The sequence below is a fragment of the Burkholderia sp. 572 genome, from assembly GCF_040545135.1.
Taxonomy (GTDB): domain Bacteria; phylum Pseudomonadota; class Gammaproteobacteria; order Burkholderiales; family Burkholderiaceae; genus Burkholderia; species Burkholderia cepacia.
Window position 1 is genome coordinate 69,974 of the sequence record NZ_JBEPLH010000030.1, and the last position, 12,358, is coordinate 82,331.

Sequence of the window (12,358 nt, forward strand, 5' to 3'; positions counted from 1 at the left end):
TACCCACCTCGTGAAAGGCTGCCACGCATGACATTCGCATTTCCGGATTCCGCTCTCCGCGCTTCGCGCCGTACCGCCTCGGCCGCGCTGCTGGTCGCGCTCGCGTTCCCGCATGCGGCGTTCGCGCAGGGCACGCCCGTCTCCGGAGGCGCGCTGACCTGGGGCGTCGAAACGGAGCCGCGCACGCTGAACCCGCAACTGAACGGCCAGGACAAGGTCGAGCTGCTCCTGCGCAACGCATACGAAAGCCTGCTCGCACAGAAGCCGGACGGCAGCTACGTGCCGTGGCTCGCGACCGGCTACAAGGTCTCCGCCGACGGCAAGACGTATACGTTCACGCTGCGCGACGGCGTGAAGTTCACCGACGGCGCGCCGTTCGACGCGAAGGCCGTGGCGCGCAATTTCCTGAACGCACGCGAACTGTCGTACTCCGCCGGCAGCCAGCTCGCGCGACTGATCTCGCACGTCGCGGACGTGAAGACACCGGACGAGCACACGGTTGCGATCACGCTCGACGCGCCGTATGCGCCGTTCCTGACATTCGCCGGCCGGCTGCCGCTGCTGTCGCCGAACGCGTTCGACCGACCGAGCCTGAAATCGGGCGGCCCCGACATCGCGGGCACCGGCCCGTTCATCCTGCGCCGCTACGTCAAGGGGCAGGAAATCGAATTCGCGAAGAACCCCGACTATCGCTGGGCGCCGCCGACAGCGGGCCACCAGGGCCCCGCGTACCTGGACCGGATCGTCTACCGGTTCCTGCCCGAATCGTCCGTGCGCACCGGCGCGCTGCTGTCCGGTCAGGTCGACGTGATCGAAGGCGTGTCCGGCAACGACGCCGCGCTGATCCGCAAGAACGCCGATTTCACCTACCGCCGCGCGCTCAACACCGGCACGCCCTACTCGTTGTTCCTGAACGTCGGCTACGGTCCCACGCAGGATGTGAAGGTGCGCCGGGCGCTGCTGGAAGGCCTCGACATAACGGGCATCGTGCAGTCGATCTACCGCGGCGAGCGCACGCGTGCATGGGGCGTCACGTCGCCGATCGATCCGCTCTATGTCGCATCGATCGAAAAGACTTACGGCAACAACCCGAAGCTCGCGAACCAGTTGCTGGACGAAGCCGGCTGGAACGTCCGCGACAGCGGCGGCTACCGCACGAAGAGCGGCGAACGGCTGACGATCGCGGTGATCCAGGCGCAGGCAACGGTGCGCGACCAGCGCGACGTGCTGCTGCAGGCACTGCAGGCGCAGGCGCGGCAGCGACTCGGCGTCGACCTGAAGATCCAGTACGTCGACGACGGCACGTACGTCGAAGCGCGCAAGAGCGGCAAGTTCGGCTCGATCGCGAATTCGAACACACCGCCGGACGGCATCGACATCGAAGGCCACTACCTGCCCGTCGATCGCGGCGGCGCGTTGAACTACAGCCGTGCGGCGGCGCCCGAGCTGACGCGCTGGCTGCAGGCGGCCGCACGCACGCAGAACATCGCGGAACGCAAGAAGCTGTACGGCGAGCTGCAGCACTTCGCGATCAACGAGCAGGCGTACGCGGTGCCGCTGTACGAGCCCGAAGACCAGATCGCCGCCGCGAAGGCCGTCCAGGGGCTGCGCTTCCGCTCGTTCGCGCAGATGCCCGAGAACCCGTACGACGTGTGGATCAAGAAGTAGGCGGGCGCGTCGAGCGCGTTGCCCCGCACGCCGCGCCAAACCGACAGGAGATATCGCACATGAACCCTTCGCCTTCCGCTCCCGTCCCCGTCCCGGACGCGCTGCCGGCCGCACGCTCGCCGGCCCCCTGGCGCCGCTGGCTGCATTCGCCGGTCACGACGCGGCTCGCGACCGGCGCGCTCGTACTGTGGGCCGCGGTCACGCTGTCGTTCGCGGCCGTGCATCTCGCACCGGGCGACATCGTCGGCATCCTGATCGGCGAGCAGCTGAGCACGCCGGAGATCGAAGCGGCGATCCGCCGGGAATGGGGACTCGACGAGCCGCTGCCACTGCAATACGTGCACTACCTGTGGCGCGTGCTGCACGGCGAGTTCGGCCGCTCGTACATCCTGAACACCGACGTCGCACCGCTCGTGCTCGGCCAGCTGTGGCCGACGCTGAAGCTCACGGGCGCGGCGTTCGTCGTGACGATCGCGTTCGCGGTCGGCCTCGCCGTGCTGACGGCCGGTCGCCGCTGGGCGGGGCGCGCGGCATCCGGCGTCGAGCTGCTGCTCGCGTCGACGCCGTCGTTCTGGCTCGGCATCATGCTGCTGTTCGTGTTCAGCTTCACGCTGAAGCTGTTCCCGGTGGCCGGCGATCGCGGCTTCGCGTCGCTCGTCCTGCCCGCGCTGTCGCTCGGGCTCGCACAGGGCGCCGTGATCGGCCGCGTGCTGCGGCAAGGCATCGAGCGCGCGCTCGACGAGCCGTATGCGCTCACGGTGCGTTCGTGGGGCATCGGCGGCCTCGCGCTGCGCGTGCGCCATGCGCTGCGCCACGCGGCGCTGCCGGCCGTCACGCTCGCCGGCTGGCTCGTGGGCGGGCTGCTCAGCGGCGCCGTCATCACCGAGCAGGTGTTCGGCCGGCCGGGCCTCGGCAAGATAACCGTCGACGCGGTGCTGTCGAAGGACATGCCGGTGATCCTGGCGATCGCGATCCTGTCCGCGGCGATTTACGTCGCGCTCAGCACCGCCGTCGACCTGCTGTACCTGCTGATCGATCCGCGCCTGCGCGATCGCCGCGCACCGCGCTGAACCGGAGGCTTCGATGTCCACTCCCGTCGATCTCACATTGCGCGCCCCGGCGACATCCGCCGCGGCCGGCTGGCTGCGCCGCCATCCGGGCCTCGCGCTGGCTGCCGTCTATCTGCTGTTGAACGCGATTGCGGTCATCGCACCGGGCTGGCTCGCGCACTACGATCCGCTGGCCGCCGATCCGCTGTCCGCGCAGCTCGGCAGCAGTGCCGAGCACTGGCTCGGCACCGACCAGCTGGGCCGCGACATCTTCTCGCGCGTCGTGTACGGCGCACGCTACTCGCTGTCGATCAGCGCGGCCGCGATCGGCGTCGCGACGCTGTTCGGCACCGCGCTCGGGCTGTTTGCCGGCCTTGCGCGCGGCTGGCTCGACGAGCTGATCACGCGCGTGCTCGACGTCGTGTCCGCATTCCCCGACCTGCTGCTCGCGCTGATGCTGATCTCGTTCACCGGCCCCGGCGCGGTGAACCTCGTGTTCGCGCTCGGCGTCGCGTCGGTGCCGCGCTTCGCGCGCGTGGTGCGGGCGCAAACCTTCGTCGTCGCGGCTTCCGGCTACGTCGAGCACGCGCGCACGCTCGGCCTCGCACCGGCGGTGCTGGTCTGGCGGCACGTGCTGCCGCATGCGATCGCGCAGGTGCCGGTGCTCGCGACGATCGGGCTCGGCACCGCGATCATCGGCACGTCGGGACTGAGCTTCCTGGGCATGGGGCCGCAGCCGCCCGCCGCCGAATGGGGGCTGATGCTCGCCGAGGGCCGCAACTATCTGTACAACGCGTGGTGGATCGCGGTGTGGCCCGGCGTCGCGATCACCGCGGCCGTGATCGCCGTAAATGCGCTCGGCGGCTACTGGCAGGCGCGCTTCGAACGCAGGGAGGCAGCATGAGCACGATCGCATCCGCTGCGCCGGCAACGCCGGCCCGCACCGCACCGCTGGTTCGCATCGAGCGCCTGACGATCGGCTTTCGCGGCGCGCACGGCACGCAGCCCGTCGTCGGACCGCTCGACCTCGCCGTGCATGCCGGCGAATGCGTCGCGCTCGTCGGCGAATCGGGTTCCGGCAAGTCGGTCACCGCACGCAGCCTCGTCGGGCTGAACGGACCCAACGCGGTGATCGACGCCGAACGCTTCGAGATCGCCGGCGCCGACGCGCGCCGCCATCGCGAACGCGACTGGCGCGCGATACGCGGGCGCCGGATCGGCTACGTGCTGCAGGACGCGCTGGTGTCGCTCGATCCGCTGTGGCGCGTGCGCGACCTCGTCGCCGAGGCGCTGCGCAACACGCGCGGGCGCGACGTCGCGGCGCGCAGCGCCGACCTGCTGCGTGCGGTCGGCATCGACGATCCCGAGCGGCGGCTGCCGCAGTATCCGCACCAGTTGTCCGGCGGCTTGCGGCAGCGCGTGCTGATCGGCACCGCGATCGCGGGCGGCGCATCGCTGCTGATCGCCGACGAGCCGACCACCGCGCTCGACATGACCGTGCAGCGCCAGATCCTGTCGCTGCTGCGCGCACGCCGCGATGCCGGCGACGCGGTGCTGCTGATCAGCCACGATCTCGCGGTCGTCGCCGAGCTCGCCGATCGCGTGCTCGTGATGCGCGCCGGCCAGGTCGTCGAACAGGGCCCGGCGCGCGACGTGCTGACCGCGCCGGCGCACCCGTACACGCACGAATTGCTCGCGGCGATTCCCACCGCCGCATCGCGCGGGTTCCGGCTCGCGACCGCCGCGCGCGTGCCGCTGCCGCCGAAGCGCATCGATACGCAGGCGCCGGTACTGGCCATCGACGCGCTGACGAAACGCTACGGCGATCGCGCCGCTCCGGCCGCGGTCGACGGCGTGTCGTTCACGCTCGCACGGGGCGAGACGCTCGGCATCGTCGGCGAATCCGGCTCCGGCAAGTCCACGGTCGCACGGATCGTGCTCGGGCTCGTCGAGCCGGACAGCGGCACCGTCGCGCTCGACGGCCAGCCGTGGAGCGGTGTGCCGGAAGCCGCACGCCGCATGCGTCGCGCCCGGCTGCGACTGATCGCGCAAGACCCGTACAGCTCGTTCGACCCGCGCTACTCGGTCGGGCAGATCGTCGGCGAAAGCCTCGACGCGGCCGGTGTCCGCGGCGATGCGCGTCGCCGCCGCGTGCTGCAGCTGCTCGACGAGGTGCAGCTCGGCGCCGGTTGCATCGACCGCTACCCGCGTGAATTGTCCGGCGGGCAGCGGCAGCGTGTCGCGATTGCGCGCGCGTTCGCGTCGAACCCGGCGCTGCTCGTCGCGGACGAACCCGTCAGCGCGCTCGACGTGTCGATCCAGGCGCAGGTGCTGGATCTGCTTGCCGATCTGCAGGCCGAGCACGGCACCGCGATGCTGTTCATCTCGCACGATCTCGGCGTCGTGCATCACGTCGCCGACAGGATCCTCGTGATGCGCGGCGGCCGGGTGGTCGAAAGCGGCCCGGTCGAGCGCGTGTTCGGCGCGCCGTCGCACCCGTACACCGCGTCGCTGCTCGATGCGCTGCCGACGCTGGCCGGCGCGCGTGCCGCGCCGCCGCTCGTCGCGCTCGCATGATCTTTGCCCGTTCCCGCTGACCCTCCGCCATCAGACGGCTACGGCGTCGAACCGGTAGCCCCGGCTTCCACGCGAACGCCGTCACGTTCACTTCCGACGTTTTCGGCAGCCGTTCGCGCGATATGACGATAGGCCGTCGGCGCATGTCCGGACATGCGCTTGAACGCGTTACTGAATGCGCTTTCGGACGAATAGCCGAGCGATTGTGCAAGCAGGGCGACCGGAATGCGCTCGTCGCGCAAACGGCGCTCCGCAACCCGCATGCGCCACTGGCCGAGATAGGTCAGCGGCGCGACGCCGGCGCTCGCCCTGAAGTGCGCAGCGAACGTGGTTCGTGACATCGCGCACGCGGCGGCAAGCTCGTCCAGATGCCATGCGCGTGCGGGATCGCCGTGCATCAGTCGCAGTGCGGGTGCGATACGTGGGTTGCTCAACGCGCGCAACCATCCCGCCAGGGGCGCGGACGTGTTCAGATGGGCGCGCAGTATCTGAATGAAAAGCAGTTGCGAAAGCTGGGCCGAGACGAGCTGCGCGCCGGGCAGATCGGCCGCTCGCTCTTCCACGAGTTGCTCGAGAAGCCAGCGCACCTTCACGGCCTGCGGCGATGCGGCCGGTACGTGAATCCAGGGCGGCAGTACGTCCGACAGCAAGTTGCCGGTTACCGGATCGAGCAGGACGTGTCCACCGATGTGGGCGAAGTCATCGCCGTCACCCAGTTTCACCGCCGACTTGCCCGCGCCCGAGAACAACGTCATCGCATCGACAGGTGGAACGCCAGGGTCGCTCGCGAGAACGAAGGACCGTTTTGCCGTCAGCAGACCGACATCCCCGCTTGCGAAGCGGATTGGCGTTTCCTCTCCGTCGATGGAGACCCAGCACGTGCCCTTCACCACCGCGAAGAATTTGATCTTGTCGGGTGCCGGAAAGCGAATGGCCCAAGCGCCGCCGGCCGAGAAGCCTCCCGTTGCCAGCGATTCGGCGTTCGCGAGTCTCAGGATGTCGGAGAAGGGGTCGTCACTCATCATCGTACTGTCGCGCAAGTAAATCGCACTATAAAGCATTAACACGCGGCAGACCGGCCCTTAACCTTCCGGTTCTTCGTCCCTGACATTCAACGACATGAACAGCACATCCAGCCTCGAATCGGTTCTCGTAACGGGCGGCACCGGCTTCATTGCACAACACTGCATCCTGGCGCTGCTGCATCGCGGCTATCAGGTACGAACCACCGTCCGCTCGCTCGCACGCGAGACGCAGGTGCGCGCCCAGCTCGAAAGAGGCGGCGCAGAACCCGGAGATCGCCTGTCATTCGTCGAGGCGGATCTCCTCGCCGACGACGGCTGGCAACAGGCAACCGCCGGCTGCGCCTACGTCGTGCATGGCGCGTCGCCCACGCCCACCGGCACGCAGACGAGTGAAGACGATTGGGTCAAGCCCGCCGTGGCAGGCACGCTGCGCGTGCTGCGTGCGGCGCGGGACGCGGGTGTCCAGCGCGTCGTGCTGACCTCCGCTTTCGGTGCGATCTGCGCCGGACACGGGCCAATGAGCCGCCCCTTCGACGAGACCGACTGGAGCAACCTGACGGCCGCCGATGTCTGGCCTTATCAGAAGTCGAAGACGTTGTCGGAACGCGCGGCGTGGGACTTCATCGCGCGAGAAGGACGCGGCATGCAACTGTCCGCGATCAACCCGGTGACGGTTGTCGGGCCCGTGCTCGGCGACGACTATTCGCACTCCATCCGCCTGATCAGGGGCATGCTGAACGGCCAGCCCGGCAATCCGCGCATCAATTCCGGCTTCGTCGACGTGCGCGACGTCGCCGACCTGCATGTGCGGGCGATGACCCACGACGCCGCGAACGGAGAGCGCTTCATTGCCATTGCCGGCGAAAGCATGTGGCTCGCCGAAGTCGCGCAGGTGCTCAAGGCGCGCATGGGGGATGCCGCGCGCCATGTGTCCACCCGGGTGCTGCCCGACTGGCTGGTGCGCATCGGCGCACTCAGGGATCCTGCGCTGCGAGGATCGCTGCCGCTGCTCGGCCGCAACCTGAACGCCACCAGCCAGAAGGCCGTCAGCTTGCTCGGCTGGTCGCCCCGCCCGCGCGAGGACGCCATTGTCGCCACGGCCGAAAGCCTCGTGTGCCTCGGGCTGCTGCGCGATGCCGGCCAGCGATAACGACAGCGGATTTCATCGCCCTTCGTCGAATGACTACTCAGTCTTGCGACGAGCGCATCGACACGTCGCCGATCTGCACTCCTCTCAACCCTTCTCGCAACGCCGTCACATTGGCCACACCGTTCAGTTGCTCGAACTCCCGTTGCGCTTCCTGCCAGAGCGGGGAGGCTCTTTCGTGCAGGCGTCGTCCCTCCTCGGTGAGTTCGACGAGGCGGCTGCGGCCGTCGGTGGGCGACGGCTTGATCGTGACGAAGCCGTCGCGCTCCAGGAAGCCAACCATCTTCCCCATCGCCGTTCGTTCGATATCGAGCCGTTCGGCAAGGGCGTTGACCGGCGTACTTCCCACTTCGCGCAGGGCGGCCAGCGTGAGGAATTGCGTGATGCGCAAGCCCGAGGGCTCGAGATGACTATCGTAGAGTCGGGAGATCTGCCTGCTCGCCTTCCTTACGGCGAAGCAGTTGCATTGATCGATGCCAAGCGGCTGGTTGACGGGCAACATCGGGTGCACTCCTGATTTCGGTTCCTTGCGCGAACGCTACGCACGCGTCGCGCAAAGGTATGGTCGTATCCATCGATGATAGCCGGGAGCGACAACGCTGGCACACGATCCGCGCACCTCGTGTCTCGCCGCCGAATCCGGCTCGTGTCGACCGCGGTGTTCAAAGCCCGGCCGGTGGCGTGATGTAGCCGGGTATCTCGGCCGCAAGCGTGCTCTTCAGCACCGCGGTCCCCTCGTCGGCCATGACCTCGCTCTTGCCGGCGGCGAGCGCGTCGTAGGTCCGTCGTACGACGTCACCGGGACTGGCCTTGGGCACGTCGATGCCGTTGGTCAGATCGGTATCCACGAACCCGACGTGCAAGCCGAGAACCTGGATGCCGCGCTCGCGCAGGTGAAAGCGAAGCTGGTTCGTGTAGCTCCAGGCGGCGGCTTTCGACGCGGCATACGGCGTCAGATTCGGCCGCGGGAGCCACACGATGTCGGAAAGCACGTTGATGATCGCGCCATGCGGCTGGGCCGCGAGGATCTGTTCGAAGGCCTGCGTGACGCGCACCACGCCGTAGTAGTTGGTATCGAACAAGCGGGCGGACTGCGCTTGCACGTCGGCCGCCAAAGGCCCGTCGATCAGCGCGGCAATGCCCGCGTTGTTGATCAGCAGGGTCGTGTCGGCCGCCCGTTTCGCGGCCTCGGCGATCGACGCCGGATCCGTGACATCGATTCTGACCGGCACGATGCCCGGCTCGTCGAAACCGCTCGTGTTGCGCATACCGGCGTACACTTTCGCCGCCCCGCGCCGCAGCGCCTCGCGTGCAAAAGCGAGGCCCAGGCCGCGATTGGCACCGGTGATGAAGACGGTGGCGTTCTTGATATCCATGACAAGCTCCTGTTTCAAAAGCCGCGTGTCGGGGGCGTGTCGACGCCCGCTACGAGCACGCGGGTGCTTGGCTCAAAGAAAGACGTGCTCCGGCAACTGCTTCGAAAGCGACTCCCGCAGATGGGTCGCGAGCGTCAGTACGGCGCCAAGCGGGCTCATTCGCACGCTGACTCGCGGCACCGAGCCGTCGGCATTGCGATCGACGACCACGACCGCGCTCAGCGTCTCGCCGCTCGTCAGTACGGCCTCGTATTCGAGAAAGAGCCGTGAGCCGACGGCCTGAACAAACGTGGGCGTCTGCGAGACGTAAAAAGTCCCGACGGCGTCGACGGCGAGCCGGATTTCGTCGCGCCCGGTCACGGGCGTGCGCAACACCGAGCTGACCAGTTCGGCATCGGCCGTCAGATCATCGAGAAACGGGTGGCGATCAGGCTGGATGGGTGACATGTTCAAACCCCTCGATTCGTTTCAGGGACGTGTTCACACGAATGCGGCCCGATATTTCTCGACGAACTGCTGGACCGACAGCGGCGGCGTTCCGGTGATCTTCTCGACGGCGTCGTTGGTGCCCGAGAAGATGCCGTCTCGGTAGTTCTGCGCGACTTCGACCAGATGCTGCGTGAGGAACGGCGGAAACTTGTAAAGGGTCTCCATCTTGATCCGGAATTCCTCGATGGAAGTCGGCGCGTATTCGATCCGGGCGCCGAGAACCTCGCTCATCGCCTCTGCGATCTCGACGTGGTTCATCTCGACGGGGCCGTGCAGCGTGTAGGTCTTGCCCTCGTGGCCTTCGGGTTTGGCGAGGAGGTGGGCGATCACGCGGCCCTGGTCGTCGCTGGCGATGGGCGCGTGACGGCCGTTGCCAAACGGAAATTCGATCTTCTTCGTGGCCCATATCTCCCGCGCAAAATGCGGATAGACGAGCCAGTCGGCAAAGAAGGTCGGGCGCAAATGCGTCGTCGCGACGCCCGACCAATCGAAGACCTGCTCGGAGACCCAGTGATCCTGTGCCGCGTGGCTCAGCGACGCCCGACGCGCGGAAATCTGCGACATGTTGACGATCGCCGTGACCCCCGCTTCCTTTGCCGCCTGTGCGAAATAGGCTGCGGCCCCGATGATCCCCGGCGCGATCGGATGAAGGAAATACGCCGATCGGATGCCTTCCATCGCTGCCCGAATGTCGTCGATGCCGGTGAAGTCGCCGATCGCGACATCGACGCCGCGCTGCCTCAGGGCGGCCGCCCGATCGTCATCGGTGCGCACGTAGGCACGTACGCGTTTGTTCATCTTGAGCAGTTCGTCGATCGCCATACCGCCGGGCGTCCGGTTGCACCGCTCACAAGAATCTCAGGCTCGTTCATCGTTTCGCTCCGTTCGAAAGTGAGAGCATATGCTCCCTTGAGACGAAGAATAGGAGCATGTGCTCTCAACGTCAAGTTTTTTTGGTTGGCGCCCCGGATAACATCACGCCGGGTTCGGCAGGCGGCATTGTTGGCGAGCATCGAGGCGGAGAGCGTTCCGTCTGAACTCAGCGCTTCGACCGGCCACGCGTTGTACGCCCGTGAAATAGTCGCGATAAGCAAAGCGGGAATCGTTGTTTGCCGCGCCGCGCCCGGTTGCCGAAAATCATCGTTTCCCCGCGCGGCTCCCGCGTGCTACACGCGCTCGACCATGACCGATTCCCGTTTTCCTCCCCGAGCACCGCGCTCCGGCCGGCGCGCGGCGCTGCGCCAACTCGCCGGCGGCTGGGCGGCCGCGATGCTGCCCACCGGCGGCGCGCTCGCGAGCCAGCCGCTCGACGTGCCTCCGTGGACGCGCGCGCCCGGTGCGCCGCTGCTGTCGCCACCGTACGGCGCGCCGGGGCAGCACGAGCGCGACGTGATCCGTCGCAGCGCCCGCACGCCCGCGCTGCCCGGCTCCGGCTCGTCGATGACGCCGCTCGCCGACCTGTTCGGCGACATCACGCCGAACGGGCTCGTCTACGAGCGTCATCACGCGGGCGTGCCGGATATCGATGCGCAGCGCCATCGCGTCGTCGTGCACGGCCTCGTGCGCGAGCCGCGCGTCTTCACGATCGACGACCTGCTGCGTTTTCCGTCCGAATCGCGGATCCACTTCCTCGAATGCTCGGGCAACACGGGCAGCGAATGGAACGGCCCGAGCGGGCTGCCGGTTCAGTTCACGCACGGGTTGCTGTCGTGCTGCGAATGGACCGGCGTCCGGCTGTCGACGCTGCTCGATGAAACGGGCGTCGATGCCGACGCACGCTGGCTGCTCGCCGAAGGCGCGGACGGCGCGGCGATGACGCGCAGCCTGCCGCTCGACCGGATCCTCGAGCGCGCGCTGGTCGTCTATGCGCAGAACGGCGAACGGCTGCGCCCGGAGAACGGCTACCCGGTGCGGCTGATCGTGCCGGGTTTCGAAGGCAATACGAACATCAAGTGGCTGCGACGGCTGAAACTGGTGCGCGCGCCGGAGATGACGCGCGAGGAAACGTCGAAATATACGAATCTGCTGCCCGACGGCTGCGCGCGCCAGTTCGTGTTCGAGATGGACGCGAAGTCGGTCATCACGCGGCCATCGGCCGGGCACCGGCTCGCCGCGCACGGCTATTACCCGATCAGCGGCTACGCGTGGTCGGGCCGTGGCCGAATTCGCGCCGTCGACGTGTCGACCGACGGCGGTCGCACGTGGCGGCCGGCACGGCTCGCCGGCGACGCGCGCGACCGCGCATTGACGCGCTTCGAGGCCGACTGGATATGGCGCGGCGAGCCGGCCGACCTGCAAAGCCGGGCAACCGACGAAACCGGCTACGTGCAGCCGACCCGCGACGCGCTCGTCGCCGCGCGCGGCCTGAACTCGCAGTATCACTACAACGGCATTCAGAACTGGCGCGTCGGCACGGACGGCGAGGTGCGCAATGCGTAAGGTGCTCGTTTGCCTGCTGGCGGGCTGCGCGATAACGTCGGGCGCGTTCGGCGCCGGCTTCGGCCTCGGACAGCCAGTCGATCGCGCGGCGCTCGCCGCGTGGGACATCGACGTCGCCCCGGACGGCACCGGCCTGCCACCCGGCGCGGGCACGGTCGCACGCGGCGGCCACGTGTTCGCCGACAAATGCGCGATGTGTCACGGCGCCGGCGGCGAAGGCGGTGTCGGCGATCCGCTCGTCGGCGGCATCGGCTCGCTCGCGAGCGCGAAGCCCAAAAAGACGGTCGGCAGCTACTGGCCGTACGCGACGACGCTGTTCGACTACATTCGCCGTGCGATGCCGTACAACGCGCCGCAATCGCTGAGCGCGGACGACGTCTATGCGGCCACCGCGTACGTCCTCCACCTGAACGGCATCGTGCCCGGCGACGCCCGGCTCGACGCGCGCACGCTGCCACGCGTGAAGATGCCGAACCGCGACGGCTTCGTGCCCGACCCGAGGCCGGGCAAGCTATGATGCGTCTCGCTCCGCTTGCCGCCGGATCGGCCGCATCAGGTAGCCCATCCGCGCGCATCGCGCCATGCGTC

General features: G+C 68.0%; 11 protein-coding genes and 1 pseudogene. 7 read left to right on the plus strand and 5 right to left on the minus strand.

Annotated features, from left to right (window positions below; all coding sequences use genetic code 11):
- The first annotated feature begins 27 nt into the window (after positions 1 to 27).
- The 4 genes from ABIC51_RS36080 to ABIC51_RS36095 are packed head-to-tail and all read left to right on the plus strand — an operon-like array spanning position 28 to position 5,294.
- Positions 28 to 1,668, plus strand: coding sequence for an ABC transporter substrate-binding protein (locus tag ABIC51_RS36080; RefSeq protein ID WP_124531779.1), 1,641 nt, complete (start codon positions 28 to 30; stop codon positions 1,666 to 1,668).
- 59 nt (positions 1,669 to 1,727) lie between these two features.
- The gene (locus ABIC51_RS36085) at positions 1,728 to 2,738 is read left to right on the plus strand and encodes an ABC transporter permease (protein WP_060173441.1); all 1,011 of its coding nucleotides are present in this window, start codon (positions 1,728 to 1,730) and stop codon (positions 2,736 to 2,738) included.
- Between the two features lie 13 nt (positions 2,739 to 2,751).
- Positions 2,752 to 3,621 carry an ABC transporter permease gene (locus ABIC51_RS36090; protein ID WP_081072584.1) on the plus strand — a complete coding sequence of 290 codons (870 nt, stop codon included), beginning with the start codon at positions 2,752 to 2,754 and terminating at the stop codon, positions 3,619 to 3,621.
- Positions 3,618 to 5,294 carry a dipeptide ABC transporter ATP-binding protein gene (locus ABIC51_RS36095; protein WP_226127926.1) on the plus strand — a complete coding sequence of 559 codons (1,677 nt, stop codon included), beginning with the start codon at positions 3,618 to 3,620 and terminating at the stop codon, positions 5,292 to 5,294. Before ABIC51_RS36090 ends, ABIC51_RS36095 begins: the two co-directional genes overlap by 4 nt.
- Positions 5,295 to 5,332: 38 nt before the next feature.
- Here the strand turns inward: ABIC51_RS36095 and ABIC51_RS36100 are convergent, their stop codons facing one another.
- Complete coding sequence (locus tag ABIC51_RS36100) at positions 5,333 to 6,355, minus strand: AraC family transcriptional regulator (RefSeq protein WP_027789302.1); 1,023 nt, start codon at positions 6,353 to 6,355, stop codon at positions 5,333 to 5,335.
- A gap of 58 nt (positions 6,356 to 6,413) precedes the next feature.
- On the opposite strand from ABIC51_RS36100, the gene ABIC51_RS36105 reads away from it, so the two are divergent.
- A complete protein-coding gene (locus ABIC51_RS36105; RefSeq protein ID WP_175897557.1) occupies positions 6,414 to 7,469 on the plus strand; it encodes an SDR family oxidoreductase in 1,056 nt (351 codons plus the stop codon).
- 37 nt (positions 7,470 to 7,506) lie between these two features.
- On the opposite strand, the gene ABIC51_RS36110 is transcribed toward ABIC51_RS36105, so the two are convergent.
- From ABIC51_RS36110 to ABIC51_RS36125, 4 genes and pseudogenes are all read right to left on the minus strand, one after another.
- The gene (locus tag ABIC51_RS36110) at positions 7,507 to 7,968 is read right to left on the minus strand and encodes a MarR family winged helix-turn-helix transcriptional regulator (RefSeq protein ID WP_060217294.1); all 462 of its coding nucleotides are present in this window, start codon (positions 7,966 to 7,968) and stop codon (positions 7,507 to 7,509) included.
- Between the two features lie 160 nt (positions 7,969 to 8,128).
- Positions 8,129 to 8,842 carry an SDR family oxidoreductase gene (locus ABIC51_RS36115; RefSeq protein ID WP_175861439.1) on the minus strand — a complete coding sequence of 238 codons (714 nt, stop codon included), beginning with the start codon at positions 8,840 to 8,842 and terminating at the stop codon, positions 8,129 to 8,131.
- A 72-nt stretch (positions 8,843 to 8,914) separates the two neighbouring features.
- Complete coding sequence (locus ABIC51_RS36120; RefSeq protein WP_027789306.1) at positions 8,915 to 9,289, minus strand: hypothetical protein; 375 nt, start codon at positions 9,287 to 9,289, stop codon at positions 8,915 to 8,917.
- A 33-nt stretch (positions 9,290 to 9,322) separates the two neighbouring features.
- Positions 9,323 to 10,203, minus strand: a pseudogene (locus tag ABIC51_RS36125) (NmrA family NAD(P)-binding protein).
- Positions 10,204 to 10,513: 310 nt separating this feature from the next.
- Between ABIC51_RS36125 and soxC the strand changes: the two are divergent.
- Both soxC and ABIC51_RS36135 read left to right on the plus strand, forming a co-directional pair.
- A complete protein-coding gene (soxC, locus tag ABIC51_RS36130) occupies positions 10,514 to 11,770 on the plus strand; it encodes a sulfite dehydrogenase (RefSeq protein WP_027789308.1) in 1,257 nt (418 codons plus the stop codon).
- The gene (locus tag ABIC51_RS36135) at positions 11,763 to 12,287 is read left to right on the plus strand and encodes a c-type cytochrome (RefSeq protein WP_146253894.1); all 525 of its coding nucleotides are present in this window, start codon (positions 11,763 to 11,765) and stop codon (positions 12,285 to 12,287) included. Before soxC ends, ABIC51_RS36135 begins: the two co-directional genes overlap by 8 nt.
- Positions 12,288 to 12,358 lie beyond the last annotated feature (71 nt).